Origin of the sequence: Sphingobium agri (genome assembly GCF_023051225.1) — a bacterium.
Lineage (GTDB): Bacteria > Pseudomonadota > Alphaproteobacteria > Sphingomonadales > Sphingomonadaceae > Sphingobium > Sphingobium agri.
Map to the genome: position 1 here is coordinate 1 of NZ_JALKHS010000007.1, position 26,936 is coordinate 26,936.

Below are 26,936 nucleotides of genomic sequence, written 5' to 3' on the forward strand. Positions count from 1 at the left end.
GCGCCCCAGGCGACGAAGCTCTTGGGCGTATCAGCGCCCGACACATCATTGCTCAGCACATTGCCGGAGAGGGTGCTGGCGGCACTGTCTTCTACAACAACATTGCCGATATCATCGATGGCCTGTGGCCGGTCATCCACGATGCCGATGTTCAGCGTCGTACCTGCAGCATCTCCATCGCTGTCGGTCACGGTGACTGCAAAGCTATCCTGTGTGGCATCGCCCGACGTGGGGGTTTCCAACGTATAGCTGTAGCTATAACCCGCCGCCGGCGAGCCAACTACCGTGAGCGTGCCGAAGCTCCCCTTGACCGTTCCGCCATTGGTCACGTCAACATTGTTGATGACCAGCGAACCGACCGCGTCGTTACCGGTGGCAATGAGGAGGACGCCAGCGGCGGTCTCCCCGTTCGAAGCGGCATTGGAACCATTGGGGTTCAGCGCGGCCTCGTCGACCAACGTGTCCGATCCTGCCTGAATCTCTACGCTCGGTGTCGAATCCGGTTGCAGAGTGATGGTAACGGTGGCCTGCGACGTGTCTCCATCACCGTCCTGGATCTGATAAACGAAGCTGGCCGTGCCTTCCTGACCAGCTACCGGCGTGAACGTGAATAGGCCGGTCGTGGGATTGTAGACCACCGTGCCTTCGGCCGGACCACTGACGATGGTCACGCGCACGGCGGGATTATTGTCTATGTCGACGCCGTCCGCGCCGAAAACGTCGTTGGCGAACGCATTGATGGCGACCGGGGCATCCTCTGCGCTCTGCTGGACGACATCATCATGCGCGGTAGGCACGTCATCGATAATACTGATCACCAGATCCTTGGTGGCGCTGTCGCCGTCCGAGTCTGTCACCGTGACCGTGAAGTCGTCGGTTACGTTGTCACCCGACGTATTGTCCGTCACCGTGTAAGTGTAGCCGACAGAGCCCGGAGCGATACTGACGATGGTCAGCGTGCCGCTGGTCCCGACAATCGTCTGCCCTACAGCCGTGATGATCTGGCCATTGATCGCGATCGTTGCCGGTGCGTCCAGGGCAACATAGGTGATCGTGCCGGTAGTCGTCTCAATCGGAGCCGGTTCATTCGACCCGGGAGACTCGCCCGGGCGGTTCACTACGCCCAGCCCTGATTCATCGACGACTGTGCCAGCACCTGAGCTAGGGACCTCAAGTTGAGGCACATCGTCATCGTCCTCATCCGCTGCGATGGGAAGGACTTCCCGCTCTTCAGGCTGGTTGAAAGACAGTTCGGTCGGTGGCAACAGGTCGCCCAGACCATGAGGATTGCCCACGTCCCCTTCGGCAGCCAGAAAATTGCCGCCGGAGCTGCGGGCCGGGCCGGCAGCGGGCTGCGGTTCTTCGCCGATCAACAGCGCGGCGAGGTTGACCGAAGGAATTTCCACGTCGCCTACGACGATGCGCGGCACGACGACGGCACCTTCCAAAATGACCATCTGTGTGCCGTCAGGCAGGGTGACGATCAGGTTACGGCCGTCAACGGCTATGTCATTGATGTCGGTTCCCGCGGGGAGGACAACGACGCCGTCTGAGCCAATCGCGACAGCGCGCATCGTGCCTGGCTGGACATGGTGCCCCTTCACCCGAGCAGCGAGTGCATCCAGTGCGGGGTCATGCGCCTGCTGACGGTCAGCGGCGGCATCGACATTCCATTCGCGCTCGAAATCCATCTTTCCATCCCATCTGTCACCGTGGGACGGACCGAAGAAGTGCGCAGAAGATCGTTCCCCAACGCAACACGAGCATTGAGAAGTTCATCTTCATCGACATATGGCATTAGCGGATCAGCTATTGCCTATTGTCTGCAATCTCCCGTCGGTGAGGCTGAACAAGCCTTCGACCGCCCCGGATTAACCCCATCTTCTTATTACTTCTGACCCGACGGCTAACCTTATTCGGTGGCAGTAAAGTGAGTCACGGAGAATCAACTTTTATTAACCATTTAAATGCAATAGGGTCGAAAAAATAACTCACGTATTATTTCGAACGATATAGTTATTTAGATACCACTATATCCTTCGTCTTATAGCTGGAAAGCAATCCAAGTTAATTCTCATTTCGGCCTCTGATGCGACTCGGACGATGCGCCTTGTCATTCAGCGGATAAGATGATGTCCCATCGGCTGAGCGCCTAACCCGCAAATGATAAGCGGGCGGCCAGCCAATTAGCCGACCGCCCGCCCATTTGCGACCCAACGGATTTACATTCATTAGCGCGCCAAGTCCGCAAACGGCAGACATCCTGCCGACGAATAGCGGAAAATTGAACGCCTGCGTCCGATGGTGACATGGGGATAGCAGCCGCAGACAGTTTAGCAATTAACCCTACGGGCTATACCTTAGGTATAATGAACATCGCCTCAGTCCGCCGCCGTGGCAGCATCGCGCGTGGAAAGGCGCATCGCAATATCTTCCATCCGACGGCTGCGTTCGCTGGTTGCACCGGTTGTTCTGCGGAAGGAGGCCAATGCGTAAGTCACCAAGGGCGCAGCGGCGTCCGGCCGCTTTCGCGCCAGGTAAAAGTCGATCAAATTCTCCAGCGCCAATTGGCAATTCGGGTCGTCTTCGCCGCGCGTACGCAGATAGCTGTCGAATACCCGCCGAAGCAATTGCTCGGTATCGCGATAATGACCTGTGCTCTCCGATAATAGGGCGAGATCATTGGCGGAGATCAACGTGCGGGGATCATCAGGCCCGAACAGATCGTCGGCCAGCGCCAGTGCCTTTCGCGCGGACTCAGCGCCTTCCAGCGGGCGCCCTGCAGCATAGGCCCCCTGCGCTGCGGCCACCAAGGACCGCCATTCCTTCTCCCTCGCCTCAGTGACGTCCGCTACATAGGGCGCTTGCGCCCAGGTGGCAGGCGTCAGGCAGAGGAGCAACAGAGCGCACGCTCCAGCTTTCCCGTTGAAGCAGCGAATGACCATCGCGCTACCCCCCTCATCGCATCGACCAGCCAGAAAATCCAACCGCAGCAAAGAAGGCCGCGAACCGCTGGTCAGGAAAGGAGCGCCTCTATCAAGGCCTTCACCTTCTTCTGGCGCCATTGCGGCAGCGGAGCGATCAACCAATAGCCAAGCGTGGAAGCCTGCTGTTCCCCCACCTGCTTCACACGCCCCCCCTCGATATCGGCCTGCGCCAAAAGCAATGGCACTGTAGCTCGCCCGAAACCGTTGATCGCCGCTTCAATAGCAAGCCCGGCGTCCGCGACCCGGATCGCCGCCGGTTCGCTCGCTGTGGGACAGCCGGGCCAATCGACACGAAGCTCAGGGCCTCCGTCCGCCGCTTCAACAGTGACAAAGCTCGCCTCGCCCAGCTTCACCCCTTCATGTTCGCCCGGCCCGTCAGTCAAACGCAACGCCAAGTCGAGATTGGCCTCCGTAAAATCCAGCGTCTCGTCCGCCGCCACCAGCGCGAATTTGAGATCGGGTTGGCTAGCAGCATAGCTTGCGAGGCGCGGCTGCAGCCATTTGGCGGTGATGTCCCGCGGAGCGGCTATGGTCAGCGAGGAACTGGACTGTCCCGCCTGCATCGCTCTTACCGCTTCTTCGAATTCCAAGAAGCCCGCCCGCAAAGCTTCCAGCCCGGCTTCGGTTTCCGGGGTAAGCTCCAGGCCCTTGGGCGTTCGGCGGAAGAGCACGACGCCAAGCAGGTCCTCCAGCGCGCGGATTTGCTGGCCAACGGCTGCGGGTGTCACCGCCAGTTCGTCGGCCGCCCGCGTGAAAGACAAATGCCGCGCTGCCGCATCCAGCACGCGCAGGCCGTTCAACGGCAAATGCGTACGCTTCATTCGGCAACCGCCGGTGCTATGAGCGCGAAATGAGGAATAGCGATGTCGAACGTCTCCCCGCTGGCGCCGATCATGTGATAATGCCCGCGCATCGATCCGGTCGGCGTGTTGAGTGGGCAACCCGAAACATAGTCATAGCTTTTTCCCGGCTGTACCACCGGTTGCTCGCCAACCACGCCGTCACCATCCACCCGATGCTGCGCACCGCGCCCGTCCGTGATCACCCAATGGCGTGTGAGCAACTGCACGGGCTGATCCCCGTCATTTTCGATTCGGATATGATAGGCCCAGAACCAGCGCCCGCGATCAGGCTCCGATTGCTCCGGCAGGAACGTAACAGCAACATGCACGTTTATATCGCGTGTGGTCGCATGAAAGGGAAAGAGCGCGTTCACGGTTAAAGAAATGCGCCTTTCCCCCTGCTCTCGTCAACGGCCTATCGACTTGAGCGCGCGATCGAGGTCCTCGATCACATCGTCCGCATCTTCCAGACCGACGTTCAGCCGCAGCATGTCTTCAGTGATGCCAACTTCCAGCCGCGCCTCTTCGGCCATGCCGAAATGGGTCGTCGAAGCAGGATGCGTCATCAGCGACCGGGAGTCCCCGATATTATTGCTGATGTCGACCAGTTCCAGCCCGTTGAGCAGGCCATGGGCTTCTTTCCGCCCGCCGCCGACGTAGAGGGAGAAGATCGGCCCGGCCATCTCCATCTGCTTTGCCGCGAGGGCATATTGGGGGTGACTTTCCAGGCCGGGGTAAAGCACCTTCGCCACCCTGCCCTCCAAGAACTTCGCGACCTTGAGCGCATTCTCGCTCTGACGGCGGATACGCAGGTCCAGCGTCTCCAGACCCTTCAGCACCACCCAGGCATTGAACGCACTCAGCGTCGGCCCAGTGTTGCGGTGGAACGGCAACAGCGTGTTGAGGATGAAATCCTCCGTCCCGCAGATCGCGCCTGCCAGAACGCGGCCCTGGCCGTCCATCATCTTGGTCGCGCTGTAGGCAACGACATCCGCGCCGAACTCCAGCGGCCGCTGAAGCGCCGGTGTTGCGAAGGCATTATCGACCACGCTGACGATGCCATGCTTCTTCGCGATACCGCAGATGGCTTCCAGATCCGCAACGTCCATCGTCGGGTTGGCAGGCGTTTCGAAGAAGAATACCTTGGTGTTCGGCCGCACCGCCGCTTCCCAGGCATCATTATCGGTAGCTTCGACGGTGGTCGTCTCGATCCCGAACTTGGGCAGCAGCGTGTCGGTCAGCCAGCGGCACGATCCGAACAGCGCCTTGCCAGCCACCACATGGTCGCCTGCCGACAGCTGGCACAGCAGCGCCGCCGTCATCGCCGCCATGCCCGTCGCGGTAGCGCGGCAGGCCTCGGCGCCCTCCAGCAGCGCGATACGCTTTTCGAGCATCTCGACAGTCGGGTTCTGCAGGCGGCTATAGGTCATGCCCTGCTGATCACCCGCGAAGCGCGCTGCTGCGTCTTCGGCGCGGTCATAGCAATAGCCGCTGGTCAGAAACAGCGCCTCGGACGTTTCGCCCCATTCGCTACGCGCGCTGCCGCCCCGCACGGCGAGGGTCGCGGGCCGCCAGTTCTTGGTGATAGCCGGGTCCTGCCCGCTCCTGCGCTTCATCGCTTCTTCCTCAGTTCAGCGCCGCGAGCACCGCGTCGCCCATCTCGACCGTGTTCATCGTCCCGCCCAGATCGGGGCTACGCGCGCCATTGGCGAGCGCCTTGGCAACAGCAGCCTCGATCCGGTCAGCCTGTTCCGGGAGCCCAAGCGAGTAACGCAGCATCATCCCCGCCGACAGGACCGTTGCAAGCGGATTGGCCTTGCCCTGCCCTGCGATATCGGGCGCGGAACCATGGATCGGCTCGTACAGACCCTGATTGCTGTCGTTGAGGGTCGCCGAAGCCAGCATGCCGATCGATCCAACGCACATGCTCGCCTGGTCGGACAGGATGTCGCCGAACATATTGCCTGTTACGATGACGTCGAACTGGCCCGGATCACGCACCAACTGCATCGCGGCATTGTCCACATACATGTGGGACAGGGCGACATCGGGATATTCGGCCGAAACCTCGATCACCACGTCGCGCCACAGCTGACTGGTTTCCAGGACATTGGCCTTGTCCACCGAGCAGAGCTTGCCGCGCCGCGCGCGTGCGGCCTGGAAGCCCTGATGCGCGATCTTGCGCACCTGCTCTTCATTGTAGGACATGATATCATAGCCTTCGCGCAGCCCGTCGGGCGTCTTGCGCATGCCCTTCTCGCCGAAATAGACGTCGCCATTGGTCTCGCGCACGATCAGCAGGTCGATGGCGCTCGCCACCTCCTTCTTAAGGGCAGATGCGTCGGCGAGTTCCGGAAAGACCTTGGCCGGGCGCAGGTTTGAAAAAAGCCCCAACGCCTTGCGCAGACCAAGGATCGCCTGCTCCGGCCGCAAATGCCGTTCCAACGAGTCGCAGTCGGGATCACCCACCGCGCCGAACAATATGGCGTCCGCACGCCGTGCGATGTCCAGCGTTTCAGGCGGCAACGGGTGGCCCACCGCCTTATAGGCAGCCCCGCCAACCAAACCTTCTTCATAGGTCAGGCCCTCGATCGCCAGCGCGTCGAGCACGCGCCGCGCCTGCGCGATGATCTCCGGACCGATACCATCTCCAGGGAACAGGGCGATCAACATGGCGCGAAACTCCTTCAATGTCGTGGCCGCCCCTTATGAAGCCGCCGCGCCTCACGCAACCGCTCTTTTCAGTCGATCGACCAGCCTTTCGCGCGCGGCAAGCGTGTCAGCCCGCCAGTCGGTCAGCACCGACCGCTCCAGAAAGAAGCCGGTCAGCTGCAATCCGTCGACTATGCTTGGCCAGTCGCCGCTGCCTCCTTCGATCAAAAAGCGGGGCAACGGCAGCAACCGCTTTTCATATCCCGCCGCGCCCGCCCTGCTGACCGCCGCAGCACTGCGCGGGCTTACAAAGGCCAGATCCTCGTTGCCGCCCGTCGCCGCGCACCGCCCAAGATCAAGGCCAAAGCCCAATTCGGCCAGCATCAGCAGTTCGTAGCGCACCAGTGCAGCGCCCCAGCCTCGCGCCGCTGGCGCGGCATCGATCGCCCCAAGGACACCGTCTAAGGCCTGGTACAACGCCGGATACGGTGTTCCCTCCGGCAAAGCCACTGCCGTCAGGGCACATATCCAATCGATCGCGGCAGCCGGTAACGGCTCGGACAGCAATGGCGCCCGGCTGTGATCCAGTTCGACCGCTAGCCCGGCAAGCTGCTCTTCGGTTCGTGCCCGGAATTCCGCCTTCACGCTATTCCCGGGCAGCAGCACGGGACGCAATGCGCGGGATCGACCTCCCCGAACATAACCCGCCAGCAAGCCATGATCCGGAGTCAAAAGCCGTGCAATGGCACCATTTTCGCCATGGGACCTAACCCCGCAAATCAGGGCAGGAGTGATAAGCACAGCCATCCATCATCCTTAGCGGCCCATGTTTCGCCGCGCCATGCCATTGGGTGCATCGGGATAAAAGATTGATATATGTTGTTTCTGTCGCCCGGCTGTGGTGAAACATGGCGGTGGGAGTCGGGGGACAAGCCACCATGTTGAATATGCCCAAGGCGTCATCTACCGCGATGGACCGCCTGGTGCTTTGGTTGGGTCGATCACCGACGCTGGGTTTTGCCATATCCCGCGTCGCCTTCGCCGTTGCCGCCACGTGGCAGATCACGGCGATGTTCGATCCCGAACCCGATTTCATGCACAGCGCAATGCTCATTCAGAGCGGCCTCTGGCTCTGGACTGCCCTTGGCGTGGCTCAGCATGTGCTGTCGCCGCCTCTCGGCCTGTTGCTCCGGCCACTGACATTGATCGTGGACGCGATCATCTTCCTGACGGTGATCGCCCTTTGCCAACCCTTGCAAATTCCGGCGCTCGCTTGCCTCTTCTTCGTTGCGTGGTCCGCTTCCGAACGGTTCGGCCGCGGCTCGATCATCGTGCTGGCACTTTGTCTCGTCCTCGCTTTCCTGGCGCGAGGGTCTTACGAGCCTTGGGCCGCTGAACGTCATGTTGCGGAGGTCGACCGCGCGATCGATGGCATCACCGTCATCATCGGCTGCACCATCGCTGCGTCGATGCTCAGCATGTCGATACTGGAACGGCGGCTGATCAACTGGTCCGAACGGTTGCAGGCCGTGGGACTGTCTTTCCAGAAATCGCTGCCGCGCTTCGTGGTGGAACAGATATCCGAGCTTATGGCGGCTCGCTATTGTGCTTTCATCTGGCAGATCGGCGATGGCGCAAGCCACTGCGAACTCGCCAATGCCGACGGTGTTCACACCGTCTCCCTGACACAGCAACAAGTGGAAGCCCTGACGCGCATTTCACCTACGGACGCCCCCTTTGTCTACGCTGGCCAATCCAGCCGCCTGCTTATGCGCAATCGTCTGGGAATAACGCGCACGGAGAAGGCCGCGCACCTCACGGAGGCACTGTCGAGCCTGCTGGGTCCGGGACAGGGCGTCAGCTTCCACGTTCAGGCTGGAGAATTACGGGGCCGCCTGTATGTCGGTGCACGCCATGGCTGGTCCCCCGCCGCACTCCTCCGCGCGTTGCGCATTCAGGAAGGGCTGGAACTCTTCCTGGAACGGCATTTCTTCTTGATTGCATGGCGGGACCGGACTTTTGCGGAGGCCCGGCTGGCGCTCAGCCGCGATCTTCATGACAGCGTCCTTCAAACGCTTGCCGCGCTGCGCGTCCGTCTGGTCACTGCTCAACATGGGCTGGCCGCCATCAACGCGCCGCACCAGCTTGCCGAACTGCTCGCGATGGAGGAACTCGTGACCGCAGAGCAGGCGCATTTGCGCCGCCTGCTCAATGTCACGGACACTGGTCCCGACGATGTCGACCTTGTTCACGATGTCGAGGCCTGCTGCCGGTTCATTGCCCTGCAATGGGGGATCGAGTGTCGGCTCAATCCGATCGATCATCCCATGATGGTGACGTCCGAAACAGCCGCAGAGGTCGAGTTCCTGCTCAGGGAAGCTGCTGCGAACGCGGTGAAGCATGCCGCTGCGAAACACATCACCGTCTCGCTTGCGAAGGCGGATGATGAGATTCTGATCGCACTGAAGGACAATCCCGGCGCCCAACCCATCGAGCAGCAAAGCTATACCGGCGACTTTGAACTCCAGTCGCAATCCATCATGAAGCGTTTGGGAAAGATCGGCGGCACCGCCTATTTCCACAATTTAAGCATGAATTCACTTATTTCGATTAGGCTTCCTTCATCCCTGCCGAGGTCCCCGATATGATGGCGCAGATTGCGATAGTAGACGACCACCCGATCTTCCTTGACGGCATGGCGCAGTTTTTGAGTTCGCATGGACATGACGTCATCTTCTGCGCCCGCTCCGTTAGCGAGGCGATCGCCCGACTTAAGGCAGATCAGCCGGACCTGCTGATCCTCGACGTCAGCATGAAGGACGGCGGCGGCCTCGCCATCCTTTCAGCCATTCGGGAAAGCGGCAGCACCGTGCCCGTCATCTTCATGACGGTCCACATCCGGCCCGACCAGACTTTGGAAGCAATAAAGCTGGGCGTGGACGGTGTCGTCCTCAAGGACAGCGACCCCAAGGAACTGCTCACCTGCATAACCGAGGTTCTGGACGGCAATAAAAGCATTTCGCCCACCGTCATGGAGCAGGCCCTGGTGCACAGCATATCCGCCCCATCGAACGAAAATAACAGCCTCGCTGCCCTCACCGATCGGGAACTGGAGATTGCCGGGCTGATCCGCGCTGGCCTGCGCAACCGCGAAATCGCGGCCCGCTGCGGCCTGACCGAAGGAACGGTCAAGGTGCATCTACACAGCATCTTTCAGAAGCTGGGCATAAAATCCCGCTCCGAACTCATCATCATGATGTTGTCGATGGACAACGACATACCGGCCGTTGGATTGCACTGACGGCCGCGCGCAATTCTTGACGGCTCAATACTTGTCCAGCCCCTCACCACCGTCCGGGCTGAGCTTGTCGAAACCCCTCACGAACGGCGCGTGATCTGCTCCAGCGTTACCCAGCCCTCGACATAATTGGCATAATATAGCCCGAACAGCACCGCCGACAGGATCGTAGCACGCACGGCTACCATGCCGGGACGGAAGTTGCTGGGCGCGCTATCCGCCTGTCCCGTCAGCATCACTTCACCCGTCTCATCGGGCGTGCGGATGCCGAACGGCAGGACGATGAACGCGCTGATGACCCAGAACAGCACATAAATGGCGAGGATCGCGTACCAGTTCATGGCGCGCAGCCTTAGGCCCGAATGAGGAGCACGTCCACCACCGGCTTCTTGCCCGTCCAGCGTGTCGCCGTCCTGCGCACGGCCAGACGTACCCGCTCGCGCAGCGCCTCTTCTTCCTGCGAGCCCTTGCCGACAGCTTCCGCCGCCTCATCCGCGGCTTCGGCCAGAAACGCAGCCTTGTCCTCTTCCACCGGCACGCCTTGTGTACGCAGCGCTGGCTCGCCCATCAGCTTGCCCTTGCGATCGAGAGCCACCGCGACGCTGATCTGCCCGTGCAATGCGACCTTGCGCCGCTCATTCATCGTTGATCCATCCGCAGGCAGGATCACGTCGCCATCCAGAACCAGACGCCCAGTCGCTTCATGCCCGATGATCTCGGGGCCATTGGGCGCAAGCCGCAACAGGTCACCATTGGACTGGACGATCGCGCTTGGTACGCCGCTCGAAAGCCCAAGCCGCGCCTGCTCCGCCATATGTCGCCGCTCACCGTGCACTGGCAGCAGTATCTGCGGCCGCACCCACCGATACATGGCCTCGAGTTCCGGCCGTCCCGGATGACCCGACACATGCACTTCGGCCTGACGATCCGTGACCATCAGCACGCCCTTCGCCGCCAGCGCATTTTGAATGCGCCCGATGGCGATTTCATTGCCCGGAATCTGCTTGGACGAGAAAACGACGAGATCGCCGGTATCGAGCTTGATTGGATGACTGTCGAAAGCGATCCGCGAGAGCGCCGCCCGCGCTTCCCCCTGCCCTCCGGTCGCGATAATCATCACCTCGTTACGGGGAAGCGCCATCGCGTCGTCCCAGTCGACCGTGGGCGGGAAATCCTTGAGATAACCCGCCGTCCTCGCGGTCGAGATGATCCGGTCGAGCGACCTGCCCGCGACACACAGTTTGCGTCCGACGGCATTCGCCACTTCGCCCAGCGTCTGCAAACGCGCGGCGTTCGAGGCGAAGGTCGTGACCAGCACACGCCCCTTCGCACCGGTGATCGTCTGCATCAGCCCTTCGCGCACATCTCCTTCGGAACCGCTCGCCTCGGGATTGAACACATTCGTACTGTCGCACACCAGCGCCAGCACGCCCTCATCGCCAATCGCCGTCAGTTCTTCCGGCGTCGACGGCTGCCCCAGCACTGGCTTCTCATCGATCTTCCAATCGCCGGTATGGAACACGCGTCCGTGAGGGGTGTCGATCAACACCGCATTGCCTTCGGGGATCGAATGCGCCAGCGGCACGTAGCGGAATCCGAACGGGCCCAGGGCAAAGCTTCCCTCATTGTCGATCACGTTGAGTTCGACCTCGCTGGTAAGGCCTTCTTCCTCCAGCTTCAGCCTGATCAGCCCCGCCGTGAATGGGGTAGCATAAAGCGGCACGCCCAGATCGGCGGCGAGATAGGGTATCGCCCCGATATGATCTTCATGCCCGTGGGTGAGCACGATGCCGAGCAGGTCCTCACGGCGCTCCTCGATGAAGGACAGGTCCGGCAGCACGAGTTCGACGCCGGGATATGCCGGGTCGGCGAATGTCAGGCCTAGATCGACCATCACCCACTTACCCTGGCAACCATAAAGATTGACGTTCATGCCAATCTCCCCCGACCCGCCAAGGGCCAGGAAGAGCAGCTCGTCTTTAGGTGTCATCAGTTCTTCAAACTCCGCTCGTGCAACAGCGCCAAGCCCAAAATGGTGAGGTCAGGCGCGATCGCATCGAAAATTTCGCTATTCTCATCGAACAGAACGGCAAGGCCGCCTGTCGAAATTACCTTGGCCGGACGGCCAATCTCCGCCCGCATCCGGGCAACCAGCCCTTCCATCATCGCCACATAGCCCCAGAACACCCCGATATGCATCTGCGCTTCGGTGGTCCGACCGATAACCGAACGGTTCTCCGGTGGCGCAATGGCGATCTTCGGAAGCTTGGCGGCCGCCGCTACCAGCGCGTCGAGCGACAGGTTGATACCCGGCGCGATGATTCCGCCCTTGTACGTCCCTTGATAGTCGATGACGTCAAAGGTGGTTGCAGTCCCAAAATCTATGACGATCAAATCGCCTTCATATAGATGGTGCGCGGCGATGGCGTTGACAACCCGGTCCGCGCCGACGGAAGCAGGCTCCGCGACGTCAAGTTCCACGCCCCATTCGACCGGCGCCTGCCCCGCGACCAGCGCAGCCGTCTTGAAATATTTCTCCGCCAGCACCTGAAGATTATGCAGCGCGCGGGGCACGACGGTCGCGATGATCACCGCATCGACATCGGCGATGCCATAGCCCTCCAGCATCAGCAGCTGGTTCAGCCACACCGCATACTCGTCCGCCGTCCGGCGCGGGTCTGTCGCGATCCGCCAGCGCGCACGGATCTCACGCCCGTCAAGCAGCGCGAAAACCACATTGGTATTGCCCGCGTCGATCGCGAGAAGCATGGCCCGTCCCCGGATATCAGATGAGTAGGATGTCGCCCGCATGAATGGCACGTGTCCCGCCATTCGCCAAGCGGAGGATCAGCATGCCTTGCTGGTCAAGCGTATCGAAAGCTCCTTCGATCGTCTCGCCGTCAGGCTGCACGACCCGCATTGCCGTGCCAGTGGGATGAGCGTTCAACAACCAGTGCGCCCGGACAGGCTCCAGTCCTTGGGCCCGCCAGACAGCCAGCCAATGGCCGAACAATTGCGCCAACCTCTCCAGCAACGCTCCCGCTTCTGCATCAGCGGCACCTTGCGCTGCAAGACTTGTGACCGGCCTGTCCAACCCGGCCGGATGATCCACGACATTGATGCCGATCCCGACCACAATCGCGTCGCCTGCGCGTTCGAGCAGGATTCCGGCGATCTTCGCGCCCTCGACCAGGACATCATTAGGCCATTTGATCCGCGCCTGCCCGTCACACGATGGCGCAACGAGCGCATGAACCGCGTTCGCCGCGACCAGAGCAAGCAAATGGGCAGGCGGATCACCCGGGCGCAGCCGCACCAGTGTGGAACAATAGAGATTGCCCGTAGGACTTTCCCAGGTCCGCCCCATGCGGCCTCGCCCGCCGACCTGACGGCCCGCACGCAGCCATGTTCCTTCCGCCACGCCCTGATCCGCCAACGCCAGCATGTCGGCGTTGGTTGATCCGGTCTCTTCGACGAAGCGGATGTCGCTCAGAACAGCGACGCCGCAGCCGCCGCGCTCGCTTGATCGAGCACCGGGTTCAACAGATATCCAACGACGATCACCACCGCGCAGGCGGTCAGGATAACATTCTCGACCGCCCCGCCCCGCGCCTCATAGGCGGTAGCCGGTTCATCGAAGTACATCGTCTTGATGATCTTCAGATAGTAGAAAGCGCCGATCACGGAAGCCGCGATGCCGAATGCCGCCAGCGCAGTGAGACCCGCCGCGACCGCCGCATCGAACACAAGGAACTTGGCCCAGAAGCCGAACAGCGGCGGGATGCCGGCCATGGAGAACATGAAGATCGCCAGCGCAGCGGCCAGTCCCTTGCGCGACTGCGACAAGCCCGCCAGGCTTGCGATGCTTTCCACCGGACGGCCTTGCGCATCACGCATCTGCAGGATGCAGGCAAAACCGCCGATCGTCATGACGACATAGATCGCCATATAGCTCATCGTCGCCGCCACGCCCGCAGGCGTCGCCGCAGCAAGGCCGATCAGCGCAAAGCCGACATTGTTGATCGACGAATAGGCCATCAGCCGCTTGATGTTCGTCTGGCCGATCGCCGCCACCGCGCCGAAGATGATCGAAGCCAGCGCCACGAAGATCACGATCTGCTGCCAATCGAGCCCGGCGGGCCCAAGCGCCTCGATCGCGACGCGCACGGTGAGCGCCATCGCTGCCACCTTGGGCGCGCTGCCAAAGAAGGTGGTAACCGGCGTCGGCGCGCCTTCATAGACGTCGGGCGTCCACATGTGGAACGGCACCGCGCTCATCTTGAACGCAAGGCCAGCCAGCAGGAACACCATGCCGAACAGTTCGCCCTTGCCCACGCCATCGCCCAGCGCCACCGCGATGCCATCGAAGCTCGTGCTGCCGGTGAAGCCGTACAGCAGCGCCGTGCCATAGAGCAGGATGCCGCTCGCCAGCGACCCCAGCACAAAATATTTAAGGCCAGCCTCGGAAGACCGCTCATCCTGCCGCATGAAGCTCGCCAGCACATAGGCGGCAAGGCTCTGCATCTCCAACCCGACATAGAGGGTCAGCAGGTCACCCGCCGACACCATCATGCCCATGCCGACGCTGCTGAACAGGATCAGAACCGGATATTCCGGACGCACTGCACCACCAGCAGCGAAATAGCGCGGCGCGAGCAGGATCGCAGCGCCCGCCGAGGCGTAGATCAGCGCCTTGGCAAAGATCGAGAAGGCATCCGCGCGCACCAACCCGTCAAATGCAAGCGGGCCATGCTCCATAGACACCGGCAGCGTCAAACCCGCGACGAGAAGCGTGAGCACCGACAGCCAGTTCACGACACGTGCAGTACCGTCACCGGCAAAAGCAGCCGTCAGCAGCAGGACCAAGCCGCCCGCTGTCAGGACAAGCTCCGGCAGAACAGCCAAAAGGGAAGCGGAATCAATCATCAGTGCGCCTCCCCCGACGCTTTTTCATGGGACATAGCGCTATGATCTTCGCCGTGATGGGCTTCAGCCTTCGGGAGGGCGGGACCCATCTTGATCCTGCTATCACCCACCGGAGCCGCAGAGGCGATGCGGGCCTCCAGCGCGCGGATATCGGACCGCATCGGCGCCAGGAAGCTTTCGGGATAGATGCCCATCCAAAGCACGGCCGCGGCGATCGGCGCCAGCAGCCACATCTCACGCATCGACAGGTCCGGCATAGCGGCGGCGTCAGCATTCTTCTGCTCGCCATAAGCGATCCGGCGATAGAGATAGAGCATATAGGCCGCGCCCAGAATGATACCCGTCGTGCAGACCAGCGCTACCCAGCTCGACGCCTGATAAATGCCCATCAGCGCCAGGAACTCGCCGACGAAGTTGCTAGTGCCCGGAAGACCGACCGACGCCATGGTGAACAGCAGGAACAGAACCGCATATTTCGGCATGTTGATGCTGAGCCCGCCGTATCGCGAAATCTCACGCGTATGCAGCCGATCGTAAATGACGCCGACACACAGGAACAGCGCGCCTGATACCAGCCCGTGGCCCAGCATCACCATCATCGCGCCTTCGATCCCCGCCTGGTTGAAGGCGAACAGGCCGACCGTCACGATCGCCATGTGCGCGACCGACGAATAAGCGATCAGCTTTTTCATGTCGGTCTGCACCAGCGCGACTAGGCTGGTGTAAACCACCGCCACCATAGACAGACCCCAGACCAGCCAGGCGAGTTGCGCCGAAGCTTCCGGGAACATCGGGAGCGAAAAGCGGATGAAGCCGTAGCCACCCATCTTCAGCAGCACGCCCGCCAGAATGACCGAGCCAGCGGTCGGCGCCTGAACGTGCGCGTCAGGCAGCCAGGTATGCACCGGCCACATCGGCATCTTGACCGCAAAGCTCGCAAAGAAGGCGAGGAACAGCCAGATCTGCACATGCGGATCGAAATTATACGCCATCAGCGTCGGGATGTCGGTGGTGCCTGCTTCATGCACCATCCACATCATCGCGATCAGCATCAGCACCGATCCAAGCAGCGTGTAGAGGAAGAATTTGTAAGACGCGTAGATGCGATCCGCCCCGCCCCAGATGCCGATGATCAGATACATCGGGATCAGGCCAGCTTCGAACATCACGTAGAAAAGGTAGATATCCTGCGCCGTGAAGACGCCGATCATCAGCACCTCCATGAACAGGAAGGCCGCCATATATTCGCCGACCCGCTTCTGGATCGCTTCCCAGCTCGCCCCGATGCAAATCGGCATCAGGAAGACGGTCAGCATGATCAGCACCAGGGCGATGCCATCGATGCCCAACGCCCAGGCGAAACGCCCGAAGATCGGCGCATATTCCTGGAACTGCCACTGCGCAGCGCTGCCCGACTGGTCGAAATTCGCCCACAGCAAGACGCCCAGCGCCAGATCGACCAGCGTCGCCAACAACGCTATCCAGCGCGCCGTGTTCGCGCCCGCATAAAGACAGGCGATGGCCCCCGCCATCGGCACTGCCATCATCAGGGAAAGGATGGGGAAGCCGTCCATTATCGTGTCATCGCCCAGGTTGCGGCCGCGGCGAGGCCGATCAGCATCACCAACGCGTAAGTGTAGAGGTAGCCGGACTGTAGCCGACGGGTGACTTTGTTGCCCTGCACGACCAGCGCGGCGAGCCCATTGGGCCCGAAGCGGTCGATGAAGCCCACATCACCGAACTTCCAGAAGAAGCGGCCGATGGCGAAGGCAGGCTTGACGAACAGGAAGTGATACAGCTCGTCGAAATACCATTTGTTGAGCAGGAAGCGGTACAGCACACCGAATTCCGCCACGAAACGACGCGGCCAGTCGGTATTCTTGATGTAACTCAGCCACGCGATCACAAAGCCGGTCAGCATCACCGCGAAGGGCGAGAATTTGACCCAGGTCGGGACCTCATGCGCAGCATGCATCAGATGGCTGTCGAACGCCAGGGCGCCCTTCCAGAACTCGATGCCGCCTTCGGCTCCGATGAACTGGTCATGGAAGAGGAAGCCCGCGAACACCGCGCCCAGGCTGAGCACCACGAGCGGCAACAACATGACCCAAGGGCTCTCATGTGGGTGATAGCCGCCGGTTCCGCCGTGCAGCACATGTGCGTCCGCTTCATGTCCGTGCGGATCATGGCCCGCATTTTCCTGAGCGGGAGCGTTGGCATGCTCCGACCCATGACCATGCGTCGCATGATCATCATGAGCGGCTTCTTCGTCCGGCGATTCATGATGCCCATGAATCGCATGCTGGATATGCTCTGATGCGGCCCAGCGCGGTTTGCCGAAGAAGGTGAGGAACACCAGACGCCAGCTATAGAAGCTGGTGAGCAGCGCGGCGAATACGCCGACCAGGAACGCCCCGGTGCCATAGCCACCTGCGGCGAATGCCGATTCCAGGATCGCGTCCTTCGAATAGAAGCCAGCAAAACCATAGCCCAGCAGTGGAATGCCGACACCCGTGATCGCCAGCGTGCCCAGCGTCATCGTCCAGAAGGTGACCGGGATTTCCTTACGCAGCGCACCATAATAACGCATGTCCTGTTCATGGTGCATGGCATGGATGACCGAGCCTGCCCCCAGGAACAACAGCGCCTTGAAGAAAGCATGCGTGAACAGGTGGAACATCGCCGCCCCATAAGCGCCGACGCCCGCCGCGAAGAACATATAGCCGAGCTGCGAGCAGGTCGAATAAGCGATAACCCGCTTGATGTCGTTCTGCACCGTCCCAACCGTCGCCGCGAACAGGCAGGTGGCAGCGCCGATAAAGGTCACGAAACCAAGCGCTGTCGGCGACACCTCGAACATCGGCGACAGGCGGCACACCATGAACACGCCCGCAGTCACCATGGTCGCCGCGTGGATCAGCGCCGACACAGGCGTCGGGCCTTCCATCGCGTCCGGCAACCAGGTGTGCAGGCCGAGCTGCGCCGACTTGCCCATCGCGCCGATGAACAACAGCAGGCAGAGCACAGTCATCGTGTCGAAGCGATAGCCCAGGAACCCGATAGTGGAACCGGCCATCGAGGGCGCGGCTTCCAAAATCTCCGGGATCGAGATGGTGTTGAACACTATATAGGTACCGAAAATGCCGAGCATGAAGCCGAGGTCACCGACGCGGTTCACGACGAACGCCTTGATCGCGGCCGCGTTTGCGGAGGGCTTACGGAACCAGAAACCGATCAGCAGATAGGAAGCGAGGCCCACGCCTTCCCAACCGAAGAACATCTGAAGCAGATTGTTCGCTGTCACGAGCATCAGCATCGCGAAGGTGAAGAGCGACAGATAGGCAAAGAAGCGCGGCTGATCCGGCTCCTCCTCCATATAGCCCCAGCTGTAGAGATGAACGAGGCTCGACACGCTGGTGATGACCACCAGCATGACCGCCGTCATCGCGTCCACACGCAGCGCCCATTGCGCGTCAAAGCTGCCCGACTGGATCCAGGTGAAGGCCGGGGCCACATAAGGTTCCGCATGGCCGGTCAGGAAGCTGATGAAGATTGGCCAGCTAAGCGCGCAGGAAACGAACAGCGCGCCGGTGGTGATGATCTTCGCGGGCAGCTTCCCCAGCGCCTTGTTGCCAAGGCCCGCGATGACAGCCGCGATGAGCGGGAGAAGGACGATAAGCTGGATCATCGAGCTTTAGCCCTTCATCCGGTTGACATCATCGACGGCAATCGTGCCGCGACCACGGAAATAGATGACGAGGATGGCAAGGCCTATGGCCGCCTCACCCGCTGCGACGGTCAGCACGAACATGCTGAACACCTGGCCCACCAGATCGCCGAGGAAGGCGCTGAAGGCGACAAGGTTGATGTTCACGCTCAAGAGGATCAATTCGATCGCCATCAGGATGATGATGACATTCTTGCGGTTGATGAAGATGCCCAACACCCCCATCACGAAGAGGATCGCACTGACGACCAGATAGTGCTGAAGGCCGATCACAGCTCCACCCCCTGCCCCACGGGCTGATTGACGTTGCGCACGGCATCCTGCGGACGGCGGCGGTTCTGACGGGCGATGTTCTGGCCCTTTACGCCGCCGCGTGCACGATGGGTCAGCACGATCGCGCCGATCATGGCTACCAGCAGCACGATGCCTGCCGCTTCGAACAGGAAGATGTAACGCGTGTAAAGCAGCGTTCCGATCGCCTGTATGTTCGACATTTCCGGGTTCACCGGAGCCGCGCGCTGCGCCAGTTCGATCGGCCCGGCGCTCCAGATGCCGATCCCCAGAACGATCTCCGCCAGCAAAACCAGCGCGATCAGCATGCCAAAGGGCAGATAATCGACGAAACCGGCCCGCAATTCCGCGAAGTCGATGTCGAGCATCATCACGACGAACAGGAACAAGACGGCGACCGCGCCCACATAAACGATGACGAGCAGCATCGCGATGAACTCGGCGCCGAGCAGCACCATCAGCCCCGCCGCGTTGAAGAACGCCAGGATCAGCCACAGCACCGAATGAACCGGGTTGCGCGACAGGATCGTCAGCGCGCCGCTGCACACCACCAATGTGGCGAACAGGTAAAAGGCAAGCACGTGAATCACAGGATCATATATCCTCTTCGATCGGGTCGCGGCTTAACGATAGGGGGCATCGGCGGCAAGGTTCGCGGCGAGCGCGCGTTCCCATTTGTCGCCATTTTCAAGGAGCTTCGCCTTGTCGTAGATAAGTTCTTCGCGGGTTTCGGTCGAAAACTCGAAATTTGGCCCCTCGACAATGGCATCCACCGGGCAGGCTTCCTGACAGAAGCCGCAATAGATGCACTTCGTCATGTCGATGTCGTAGCGCGTCGTACGGCGGCTGCCATCGTCGCGCGGCTGCGCCTCGATGGTGATCGCCTGAGCCGGGCACACCGCCTCGCACAGCTTGCAAGCGATGCAGCGTTCCTCCCCATTGGGATAGCGGCGCAGCGCATGCTCCCCCCGGAACCGCGGCGAAATCGGGTTCTTCTCATAGGGATAGTTGATCGTCGCCTTGGGCTTGAAAAAATATTTCAAGGTCAAAGCGTGCGCCTTCACAAACTCCCAGAGCGTGAAGGATTTGACATAATAGCCGAGGCTCATTGAGCGCCTCCGTAGCGCGTAAACATCAGGAAGCCCGATACCAGGAAGACGAAGAAGAGCGAAACCGGCAGGAACACTTTCCAGCCCAGCCGCATCAGCTGGTCATAACGGTAACGGGGCACCGTCGCCTTCACCCAGGAGAAGACGAAGAAGAAGAACAGGATCTTGGCGAAAAGCCATATGATCCCGGGTACATAGTAAAGCGGCGCCCAGTCGATCGGCGGTAGATATCCGCCCCAGAAGAGAATGGCGTTAAGCGCGCACATCAGAATGACGTTCGCATATTCGCCGAGCCAGTAGAGCGCGAACGACATGGACGAATATTCGGTCTGGTAGCCCGCGACCAGTTCGCTTTCCGCTTCGGTCAGGTCGAACGGCGCGCGGCCGGTTTCCGCCATGGCCGACACCAGGAACATGATCGACATCGGGAACAGCAGCGGATTGAACGCATGGCCGTTGATGAAGCCATAATAGCCGCGCTGGCTCTCCACGATCGCCGTCAGGTTGAAGCTTCCCGCCCACAGCACCACGCAGACCAGGATGAAGCCGATCGACACTTCATAGCTGATCATCTGCGCGCTGGCGCGAATGGCCGAGTAGAAGGGATATTTCGAGTTCGACGCCCAGCCCGCCAGCACGATGCCGTACACACCGAGCGAACTGATCGCGAGGATGTACAGCAAGCCGACATTGATGTTCGCCAGCACCACGCCCGCCTGGAACGGGATCACCGCCCAAGCGATCAGTGCCACGGTGAAGGTGATGATCGGCGCGATCAGGAAGAGCGCACGGTTGGCGGCCGAAGGAATGATGGTTTCCTGCAGGAACACCTTCGCCCCGTCCGCAAAGGACTGAAGCAGGCCGAACGGACCGACCACGTTCGGACCACGGCGCAGGGCCATGGCCGCCCAGATCTTGCGATCGGCATAGATGATCATGGCCACTGCCAGCATCAACGGCAGGGCAATCACCAATATGCCGATCACCGTGGACAGCAGCCACGCTCCGTTGAAGGGAAGCCCCCAATTTTGAAAGAAAGCGGTCACTCTGCGGCCTCCGCGAAGCTTGTCCCGTGGATCAACTCGGCCGAGCATTGCTGCATCGTCGGGCTGGCGCGGCAGATGGCGTTGGTCAGGTAGAAATCCTTGATCGGCGATCCGAACTCACCGCTCGCCCCGGTGGGCAGCGACGGCACGGACCAGCCATAATCCGCGAGACCTTCGACCCCAAGCGCCGGAACCGCCTTCGCCATCTCCGCCCGCAATGCGTCGAAGCTGTCGAACGGCAGCGTCGCGCCCAGCACTTCGGAAAGCGCGCGCAGGATCGACCAGTCCTCGCGCGCATCGCCCGGCGCGAACACGGCCTTTTCACCGCGCTGCACCCGGCCCTCCAGGTTGACATAGGTGCCCGCCTTCTCGGCATAGCTGGCGCCAGGCAGGATCACGTCCGCCGCATGCGCGCCCTTGTCGCCATGGTGGCCGATATAGACCTTGAAGCTATCGTCGAATGCCGAATAATCAACCTCGTCCGCACCGAGCGAGAAGAGCAGTTTCGGCTTGGCCGCAGCCACGGCCTTGATCCCGCCCGTGGTCGCATAGCCCAGCATCAGACCGCCCATGCGCGCCGCCGCGAAGTGCAGCACATTATAGCCGTTCCAACCATCCTTGATCAGGCCCAGCGTCTCCACCAGCGCCAGCGTATCGCCATGCGCACCATCCTTGGCCAGCACGCCGCCGCCGACGATCATCGCCGGACGTGCCGCCTTGCCGAATGCCTCGACCACAGCTTCCGGAAGCTTCGCCAGCAGCGACGCATCATTGCCCAGCCATTCGACCTTGTAGGTCAGATCGACCTGCGGCCCGAGCGCAAAGACCTTCGCGCCCTTCTTGATCGCCTTGCGGATGCGCGTGTTCACCAGCGGCGCTTCCCAGCGCAGGTTGGTGCCGACCAGCAGGATCACGTCCGCCGTCTCAATGCCATTCAGCGTCGTGTTGAAGTTGACCGCCGACAGGCTCGACACGTCATAAGCCAAGCCCGTCTGACGCCCTTCGAGCATCGTGCCGCCCAGCTTTTCGACCAGCAGCTTGCCCGCGAACATCGTCTCGCAATCGAGCAGATCACCCGCCAGCGCTGCAACCGACCCGCCATGCTGGACGGCGGCAATCGCCTTGAACGCCTCTTCCCACGTCGCGGGAACCAGCTTGCCATCCTTGCGCACGAAGGGCTTGTCGAGCCGCTTGCGCACCAGACCATCGACATTGTGCCGGGTCTTGTCCGACGCCCACTCCTCGTTCACGTCATCATTGATGCGCGGCACGGCGCGCAGCACCTGACGGCCACGACTATCGAGACGGATATTGGTGCCGACCGCATCCATCACGTCAATCGCAGGGGTCTTGCGCAACTCCCAGGGACGCGCTTCGAACGCATAAGGCTTCGACGTCAGCGCGCCCACCGGGCACAGGTCCACCACATTGCCCGACAGCTCGCTCTTGGCGGCATGTTCGAGATAAGTGGTGATCTGCATATTCTCGCCGCGATAGATCGCGCCGATCTCCGGTACGCCAGCGACTTCCTCCGCAAAGCGTACGCAGCGGGTGCACTGGATGCAGCGGGTCATGACCGTCTTGACGATCGGACCCATATATTTCTCGGTAACGGCGCGCTTATTCTCTTCGAAGCGGCTGCCGCCACGGCCATAGGCCACCGACTGGTCCTGAAGGTCGCACTCGCCGCCCTGATCGCAGATCGGGCAATCGAGCGGGTGGTTGATGAGGAGAAACTCCATCACCCCTTCGCGCGCCTTCTTGACCATCTCGGTCTGGGTAAAGATTTCCTGATTATCGGCGGCGGGCAGCGCGCAGCTCGCCTGCGGCTTGGGCGGCCCAGGCTTTACCTCGACCAGACACATGCGGCAATTGCCCGCGATGGACAGGCGCTCATGATAGCAGAAGCGCGGAATTTCCTTCCCCGCCATCTCGCACGCCTGCAGGACCGTCGCGCCCGCCGGAACTTCGAGTTCTACGCCGTCTACTTTGACCTTGGGCATGATTACTCCGCTGCCTCCATGACGGGGGCGCTACCCTTATTCTCATTGATCCGCCGCTCGATCTCGGGGCGGAAATGCCGGATCAGGCCCTGGATCGGCCAGGCCGCCGCATCGCCGAGCGCGCAGATGGTGTGGCCTTCAACCTGCTTGGTGACCTGCTGGAGCATGTCGATCTCGCCGATGTCCGCCTCGCCCGAACGCAGCCGTTCCATCACGCGCCACATCCAGCCCGTGCCTTCGCGGCAGGGCGTGCACTGGCCGCAGCTTTCATGCTTGTAGAAGTAGGACAAACGGCTGATCGCGCGGACGATGTCGGTCGACTTGTCCATGACGATGACCGCTGCCGTGCCGAGACCCGACCCGAGCGCCTTCAGACCATCAAAGTCCATCGGCGCGTCCATGATCTGTGCGGCCGGAACCAGCGGCACCGACGATCCGCCGGGGATCACGGCCAGCAGATTGTCCCAACCACCGCGAATGCCGCCGCAATGCCGGTCGATCAGCTCCTTGAAGCTGATGCCCATCGACTCTTCCACGACGCAGGGCTTGTTCACATGGCCGCTGATCTGGAACAGCTTCGTGCCCCTGTTCCCTTCGCGGCCGAAGCTGGAGAACCATTCCGATCCACGACGCAGGATCGTCGGCGACACCGCGATCGATTCCACGTTGTTCACGGTCGTCGGGCAGCCATAAAGCCCCGCGCCCGCCGGAAAAGGCGGCTTCAGGCGCGGCTGGCCCTTCTTGCCTTCCAGGCTCTCGATCTGCGCGGTTTCCTCACCACAGATATAGGCGCCCGCGCCACGATGGACGAAGACGTCGAAATCATAACCCGAACCGCATGCGTTCTTGCCAAGGAAGCCCTTTTCATAAGCCTGCTCGACAGCGGCGAAGAGTACCTTCGCCTCATAGATGAACTCGCCGCGGATATAGATATAAGCAGCACGCGCGCGCATCGCGAAACCGGCGACCAGCGCGCCCTCGATCAGCTTGTGCGGGTCGTGGCGGATGATCTCGCGGTCCTTGCACGAACCCGGCTCGGACTCGTCCGCGTTGATGACCAGGAAGCTCGGACGGCCATCCTTGCTTTCCTTGGGCATGAAGCTCCACTTCATACCTGTTGGGAAGCCCGCCCCGCCACGGCCGCGCAGGCCCGAAGCCTTGATGCGCTCAATGATTTCGTCCTGACCGATCTCCAGCAGCGCCTTGGTGTTATCCCAATCGCCGCGCTTCATCGCCGCGTCGATGCCCCAGTCCTGGAAACCATAGACGTTGGTGAAGATGCGGTCCTTGTCGGCCAGCGGCGCGATGACGTCGCTCATTACCACTGCCCCCTGTAGTCATGATTTTCAGAAACCATTTCCTTGAGCGTGGTCGGCCCACCTTCCGGGCAGCTCGTCTGACGCTGGATCTGCGGCCCGATCTTGGGCTGCTTGCCAGAGGCGAGATCGTCGAGGATCGCGCTCATGCTGTCATAGGTCAGGTCTTCGAAGTTATCGTCGTTGATCTGCACCATTGGCGCGTTGGCGCAGGCGCCCAGACACTCGACTTCTGTCAGTGTGAACAGGCCGTCCGGCGTCGTGCCGCCCTTCACCAGGCCCTTGTTCTTGCAGGCCGAGAAGACATCGTCCGAACCGCGCAGCATGCAGGGCGTCGTGCCGCACACCTGCACATGATAGCGGCCAACCGGCGCAAGATTGTACATGGTGTAGAAGGTCGCGACCTCGTAAACCCGCATGTACGGCATATCGAGCTGGTCAGCGATATATTCCATCACCGGCACGGGCAGCCAGCCCTGGGTCTGCGTTTCCGCACCAACCTGGCGCTGGGCAAGGTCGAGCAGCGGCATCACAGCCGATTGCTGACGGCCAGCGGGATAACGCGCGATGACCTTCTTCGCCTGCTCGGCATTGTCAGCCGTCCACGCGAAATTGCCCCAGCGGGCGCGCGTTTCCGCTTCGTCAGGGATATGAACTGCGTCAGCCATTAGCGGTCACATTCTCCGAACACGATGTCCATCGCGCCAAGGACGGCGGTGGTGTCGGCCAGCATGTGGCCCTTCATCATGAAATCCATCGCCTGCAAGTGCGAAAAAGCCGTCGGGCGGATCTTGCAGCGATAGGGCGAATTGGTCCCATCGCTCACCAGATAGACGCCAAACTCGCCCTTGGGGCTTTCGGTCGCCACATAGACTTCACCCGCCGGAACGTGGAAGCCTTCAGTGTACAGCTTGAAATGATGGATCAGCGCTTCCATCGAGCGCTTCATCTCGCCCCGGCGCGGCGGCGCGACCTTGCGGTCAAGCGAGAGTACCGGACCTTCCGGCATCTCATTAAGGCACTGCTTCATGATGCGCGCAGATTGGCGGACTTCCTCGACGCGGACCATGAAGCGGTCGTAGCAGTCGAAATTGGTGCCGACCGGAATGTCGAAGTCCATGCGGTCATAGACGTCATAGGGCTGCGACTTGCGCAAATCCCATGCGATGCCCGAACCACGCAGCATGGGTCCAGAAAAGCCCCATTTCAGCGCGTCTTCCTTGCTCACCACGGCGATATCGACGTTACGCTGCTTGAAGATGCGATTGTCCGCAACGAGGCTGATGGCGTCTTCGAACAAGCGCGGCAGGCGCGTGTCGAGCCAGTCGGCGATGTCTGTCAGCAGCTTCAGCGGCACATCCTGATGGACGCCGCCCGGCCGGAAATAAGCCGCATGCATGCGCGCGCCCGAAGCCCGCTCATAGAAATTCATGCAGTCTTCGCGCAGTTCGAACAGCCACAGGTTCGGCGTCATCGCGCCGACGTCCATGACATGGCTGCCAAGGTTCAGCATGTGGTTCTTGATGCGTGTCAGTTCCGCGAAGAACACGCGCAGATATTGCGCGCGGAGCGGCACCTCCAGGTTCAGCAGCTTCTCGACCGCCAGCACATAGCTGTGCTCCATCCCCATGGGCGAGCAATAGTCGAGCCGGTCGAAATAGGGCAGCGCCTGAAGATAGGTCTTATATTCGATCAGCTTTTCGGTGCCGCGATGGAGCAGGCCGACATGCGGATCGCAACGCTCCACGATCTCGCCGTCCAACTCCATGACAAGGCGCAACACGCCGTGCGCCGCAGGATGCTGCGGACCGAAGTTGATCGTATAATTCTGGATCTCGGTATCGCCCAGCGTCGGATCGTCCACGCTGGTCTTATGTTCGAGTTCGTCGAGATAGGTGGACATTAGCCTTTGTCCTCGGGCTTGGCGGCGCCTTTGCCTTCGTCGGTATGGTGTTCAGGCTGCACCGGAGCATTGGGAGACTTTTCATGCCCCTTGCTGTTCGCCGGTTCGCCCGCACCGGTATCTTCGGACTTCTCCGTCACCTTGGGCGTCGCGCCAGCAGGCTCTCCCTTCGGCACGGCTGGCGGCGGAGGCGGCGCTGCCACGGGCGAGGGCGCGCCCGGAGCCTGCGGCGCCTTTTCATCGCCCGGCAGCACATATTCTGCGCCTTCCCACGGGCTCATGAAATCGAACTGGCGGAAATCCTGGGCCAGCTTCACCGGCTTGTAGACGACGCGCTTATCCTCTTCGGAATACCACATCTCGACATAACCGGTCAGCGGGAAGTCCTTGCGGAGCGGATGCCCCTTGAACCCATAGTCGGTCAGGATGCGGCGCAGGTCGGCGTTGCCCTCGAAGATCACACCGTACATGTCGAACACCTCGCGCTCCAGCCAGCCCGCGACGGGCCAGATGTGCGTGACGGTAGGGACGGGCTGATCCTCGTCGGTCGTTACCTTGACGCGGATGCGATGGTTCCTGGTGACCGACAGCAGATGATAGCAGACCTCGAACCGCTCGGCCCGCTCAGGATAATCGACGCCTGCGATTTCCATCAACTGCTGATATTTACCCTGAACGCGCAGGACATCCAGCGCCTCGGCCAGCCGCTGGCGCACGACGGTGAAGCTCAGCTCATCGGCATGATCGACCGCTTCGATCAGCATCGAACCCAACAGTCCGGCGATCTTGTCCGCGAGCCCGTCCGGGTTCACGATCTTCGGTGCAGAATGACCCAT

25 protein-coding genes are annotated in these 26,936 nt (G+C 61.3%); 2 read left to right on the forward strand and 23 right to left on the reverse strand.

Features of this window, described 5'->3' with window-relative positions; translation table 11 throughout:
- From MU848_RS10520 to recO, 7 genes are all read right to left on the reverse strand, one after another.
- On the reverse strand, positions 1–1,691 hold a 1,691-nt coding region (locus tag MU848_RS10520), incomplete at its 3' end, for an Ig-like domain-containing protein (RefSeq protein ID WP_247231782.1).
- Positions 1,692–2,381: 690 nt separating this feature from the next.
- Positions 2,382–2,945, reverse strand: a complete 564-nt coding sequence (locus MU848_RS10525; RefSeq protein WP_247231784.1) for a tetratricopeptide repeat protein — start codon at positions 2,943–2,945, stop codon at positions 2,382–2,384.
- A 71-nt stretch (positions 2,946–3,016) separates the two neighbouring features.
- Positions 3,017–3,808, reverse strand: coding sequence for a LysR family transcriptional regulator (locus MU848_RS10530; protein ID WP_247231786.1), 792 nt, complete (start codon positions 3,806–3,808; stop codon positions 3,017–3,019).
- Positions 3,805–4,203, reverse strand: coding sequence for a Co2+/Mg2+ efflux protein ApaG (apaG, locus tag MU848_RS10535; RefSeq protein WP_097091212.1), 399 nt, complete (start codon positions 4,201–4,203; stop codon positions 3,805–3,807). The genes MU848_RS10530 and apaG overlap by 4 nt, the downstream gene beginning before the upstream one ends.
- Before the next feature lie 33 nt (positions 4,204–4,236).
- A complete protein-coding gene (locus MU848_RS10540) occupies positions 4,237–5,445 on the reverse strand; it encodes a trans-sulfuration enzyme family protein (protein WP_097091211.1) in 1,209 nt (402 codons plus the stop codon).
- A gap of 10 nt (positions 5,446–5,455) precedes the next feature.
- Positions 5,456–6,502 carry a 3-isopropylmalate dehydrogenase gene (leuB, locus tag MU848_RS10545; protein WP_247231788.1) on the reverse strand — a complete coding sequence of 349 codons (1,047 nt, stop codon included), beginning with the start codon at positions 6,500–6,502 and terminating at the stop codon, positions 5,456–5,458.
- Between the two features lie 51 nt (positions 6,503–6,553).
- A complete protein-coding gene (gene recO, locus MU848_RS10550) occupies positions 6,554–7,288 on the reverse strand; it encodes a DNA repair protein RecO (protein ID WP_247231790.1) in 735 nt (244 codons plus the stop codon).
- Positions 7,289–7,419: 131 nt separating this feature from the next.
- On the opposite strand from recO, the gene MU848_RS10555 reads away from it, so the two are divergent.
- Positions 7,420–9,129, forward strand: coding sequence for a histidine kinase (locus MU848_RS10555; RefSeq protein WP_247231792.1), 1,710 nt, complete (start codon positions 7,420–7,422; stop codon positions 9,127–9,129).
- A complete protein-coding gene (locus MU848_RS10560; protein WP_097091208.1) occupies positions 9,126–9,782 on the forward strand; it encodes a response regulator in 657 nt (218 codons plus the stop codon). The genes MU848_RS10555 and MU848_RS10560 overlap by 4 nt, the downstream gene beginning before the upstream one ends.
- A gap of 77 nt (positions 9,783–9,859) precedes the next feature.
- On the opposite strand, the gene MU848_RS10565 is transcribed toward MU848_RS10560, so the two are convergent.
- The 16 genes from MU848_RS10565 to MU848_RS10640 are packed head-to-tail and all read right to left on the reverse strand — an operon-like array spanning position 9,860 to position 26,936.
- Positions 9,860–10,120 (reverse strand): DUF1467 family protein, encoded by a 261-nt coding sequence (locus MU848_RS10565; protein WP_097091207.1) that lies wholly within the window; start codon positions 10,118–10,120, stop codon positions 9,860–9,862.
- 11 nt (positions 10,121–10,131) lie between these two features.
- A complete protein-coding gene (locus MU848_RS10570; protein ID WP_201513467.1) occupies positions 10,132–11,769 on the reverse strand; it encodes a ribonuclease J in 1,638 nt (545 codons plus the stop codon).
- Complete coding sequence (locus MU848_RS10575; RefSeq protein WP_201513466.1) at positions 11,769–12,548, reverse strand: type III pantothenate kinase; 780 nt, start codon at positions 12,546–12,548, stop codon at positions 11,769–11,771. The genes MU848_RS10570 and MU848_RS10575 overlap by 1 nt, the downstream gene beginning before the upstream one ends.
- A 16-nt stretch (positions 12,549–12,564) precedes the next feature.
- A complete protein-coding gene (locus tag MU848_RS10580; protein WP_268933192.1) occupies positions 12,565–13,263 on the reverse strand; it encodes a biotin--[acetyl-CoA-carboxylase] ligase in 699 nt (232 codons plus the stop codon).
- Between the two features lie 5 nt (positions 13,264–13,268).
- Positions 13,269–14,705, reverse strand: a complete 1,437-nt coding sequence (gene nuoN, locus MU848_RS10585) for an NADH-quinone oxidoreductase subunit NuoN (protein ID WP_247231794.1) — start codon at positions 14,703–14,705, stop codon at positions 13,269–13,271.
- Positions 14,705–16,279 carry an NADH-quinone oxidoreductase subunit M gene (locus tag MU848_RS10590; protein WP_247231796.1) on the reverse strand — a complete coding sequence of 525 codons (1,575 nt, stop codon included), beginning with the start codon at positions 16,277–16,279 and terminating at the stop codon, positions 14,705–14,707. The genes nuoN and MU848_RS10590 overlap by 1 nt, the downstream gene beginning before the upstream one ends.
- Entirely contained in the window at positions 16,279–18,393 is a 2,115-nt protein-coding gene (gene nuoL, locus MU848_RS10595) for an NADH-quinone oxidoreductase subunit L (protein ID WP_247231798.1), read from the reverse strand. The genes MU848_RS10590 and nuoL overlap by 1 nt, the downstream gene beginning before the upstream one ends.
- A gap of 6 nt (positions 18,394–18,399) precedes the next feature.
- Positions 18,400–18,705, reverse strand: a complete 306-nt coding sequence (gene nuoK, locus MU848_RS10600; RefSeq protein ID WP_037463269.1) for an NADH-quinone oxidoreductase subunit NuoK — start codon at positions 18,703–18,705, stop codon at positions 18,400–18,402.
- Complete coding sequence (locus MU848_RS10605; protein ID WP_097091200.1) at positions 18,702–19,313, reverse strand: NADH-quinone oxidoreductase subunit J; 612 nt, start codon at positions 19,311–19,313, stop codon at positions 18,702–18,704. Before MU848_RS10605 ends, nuoK begins: the two co-directional genes overlap by 4 nt.
- A gap of 33 nt (positions 19,314–19,346) precedes the next feature.
- On the reverse strand, positions 19,347–19,832 hold the full coding sequence (gene nuoI, locus MU848_RS10610; protein WP_097091199.1) for an NADH-quinone oxidoreductase subunit NuoI: 486 nt from the start codon (positions 19,830–19,832) through the stop codon (positions 19,347–19,349).
- Positions 19,829–20,878 carry an NADH-quinone oxidoreductase subunit NuoH gene (gene nuoH, locus MU848_RS10615; RefSeq protein ID WP_097091198.1) on the reverse strand — a complete coding sequence of 350 codons (1,050 nt, stop codon included), beginning with the start codon at positions 20,876–20,878 and terminating at the stop codon, positions 19,829–19,831. Before nuoH ends, nuoI begins: the two co-directional genes overlap by 4 nt.
- Entirely contained in the window at positions 20,875–22,881 is a 2,007-nt protein-coding gene (gene nuoG, locus MU848_RS10620) for an NADH-quinone oxidoreductase subunit NuoG (RefSeq protein WP_247231800.1), read from the reverse strand. Before nuoG ends, nuoH begins: the two co-directional genes overlap by 4 nt.
- A gap of 2 nt (positions 22,882–22,883) precedes the next feature.
- Positions 22,884–24,200: an NADH-quinone oxidoreductase subunit NuoF gene (nuoF, locus tag MU848_RS10625; RefSeq protein WP_097091196.1), complete on the reverse strand. Its 1,317-nt coding sequence runs from the start codon at positions 24,198–24,200 to the stop codon at positions 22,884–22,886.
- Positions 24,200–24,865 carry an NADH-quinone oxidoreductase subunit NuoE gene (gene nuoE, locus MU848_RS10630; protein ID WP_247231802.1) on the reverse strand — a complete coding sequence of 222 codons (666 nt, stop codon included), beginning with the start codon at positions 24,863–24,865 and terminating at the stop codon, positions 24,200–24,202. The genes nuoF and nuoE overlap by 1 nt, the downstream gene beginning before the upstream one ends.
- Positions 24,865–26,100: an NADH-quinone oxidoreductase subunit D gene (locus tag MU848_RS10635; RefSeq protein WP_247231804.1), complete on the reverse strand. Its 1,236-nt coding sequence runs from the start codon at positions 26,098–26,100 to the stop codon at positions 24,865–24,867. The genes nuoE and MU848_RS10635 overlap by 1 nt, the downstream gene beginning before the upstream one ends.
- On the reverse strand, positions 26,100–26,936 hold the full coding sequence (locus tag MU848_RS10640; RefSeq protein WP_247231806.1) for an NADH-quinone oxidoreductase subunit C: 837 nt from the start codon (positions 26,934–26,936) through the stop codon (positions 26,100–26,102). The genes MU848_RS10635 and MU848_RS10640 overlap by 1 nt, the downstream gene beginning before the upstream one ends.

What these genes read in the sequence shown, in the direction of transcription:
- MU848_RS10555 (WP_247231792.1), top strand. Translation starts at nt 7,420, where the DNA reads ATGTTGAATATGCCCAAGGCGTCATCTACCGCGATGGACCGCCTGGTG.
- nuoN (WP_247231794.1), bottom strand. Translation starts at nt 14,705, where the DNA reads ATGATTGATTCCGCTTCCCTTTTGGCTGTTCTGCCGGAGCTTGTCCTG.
- nuoI (WP_097091199.1), bottom strand. Translation starts at nt 19,832, where the DNA reads ATGAGCCTCGGCTATTATGTCAAATCCTTCACGCTCTGGGAGTTTGTG.
- MU848_RS10560 (WP_097091208.1), top strand. Translation starts at nt 9,126, where the DNA reads ATGATGGCGCAGATTGCGATAGTAGACGACCACCCGATCTTCCTTGAC.
- MU848_RS10525 (WP_247231784.1), bottom strand. Translation starts at nt 2,945, where the DNA reads ATGGTCATTCGCTGCTTCAACGGGAAAGCTGGAGCGTGCGCTCTGTTG.
- MU848_RS10575 (WP_201513466.1), bottom strand. Translation starts at nt 12,548, where the DNA reads ATGCTTCTCGCGATCGACGCGGGCAATACCAATGTGGTTTTCGCGCTG.
- nuoL (WP_247231798.1), bottom strand. Translation starts at nt 18,393, where the DNA reads ATGATCCAGCTTATCGTCCTTCTCCCGCTCATCGCGGCTGTCATCGCG.
- MU848_RS10565 (WP_097091207.1), bottom strand. Translation starts at nt 10,120, where the DNA reads ATGAACTGGTACGCGATCCTCGCCATTTATGTGCTGTTCTGGGTCATC.
- MU848_RS10540 (WP_097091211.1), bottom strand. Translation starts at nt 5,445, where the DNA reads ATGAAGCGCAGGAGCGGGCAGGACCCGGCTATCACCAAGAACTGGCGG.
- MU848_RS10590 (WP_247231796.1), bottom strand. Translation starts at nt 16,279, where the DNA reads ATGGACGGCTTCCCCATCCTTTCCCTGATGATGGCAGTGCCGATGGCG.
- recO (WP_247231790.1), bottom strand. Translation starts at nt 7,288, where the DNA reads ATGGCTGTGCTTATCACTCCTGCCCTGATTTGCGGGGTTAGGTCCCAT.
- leuB (WP_247231788.1), bottom strand. Translation starts at nt 6,502, where the DNA reads ATGTTGATCGCCCTGTTCCCTGGAGATGGTATCGGTCCGGAGATCATC.
- nuoG (WP_247231800.1), bottom strand. Translation starts at nt 22,881, where the DNA reads ATGCCCAAGGTCAAAGTAGACGGCGTAGAACTCGAAGTTCCGGCGGGC.
- MU848_RS10635 (WP_247231804.1), bottom strand. Translation starts at nt 26,100, where the DNA reads ATGTCCACCTATCTCGACGAACTCGAACATAAGACCAGCGTGGACGAT.
- MU848_RS10640 (WP_247231806.1), bottom strand. Translation starts at nt 26,936, where the DNA reads ATGGGTCATTCTGCACCGAAGATCGTGAACCCGGACGGGCTCGCGGAC.
- nuoE (WP_247231802.1), bottom strand. Translation starts at nt 24,865, where the DNA reads ATGGCTGACGCAGTTCATATCCCTGACGAAGCGGAAACGCGCGCCCGC.
- nuoF (WP_097091196.1), bottom strand. Translation starts at nt 24,200, where the DNA reads ATGAGCGACGTCATCGCGCCGCTGGCCGACAAGGACCGCATCTTCACC.
- MU848_RS10530 (WP_247231786.1), bottom strand. Translation starts at nt 3,808, where the DNA reads ATGAAGCGTACGCATTTGCCGTTGAACGGCCTGCGCGTGCTGGATGCG.
- MU848_RS10570 (WP_201513467.1), bottom strand. Translation starts at nt 11,769, where the DNA reads ATGACACCTAAAGACGAGCTGCTCTTCCTGGCCCTTGGCGGGTCGGGG.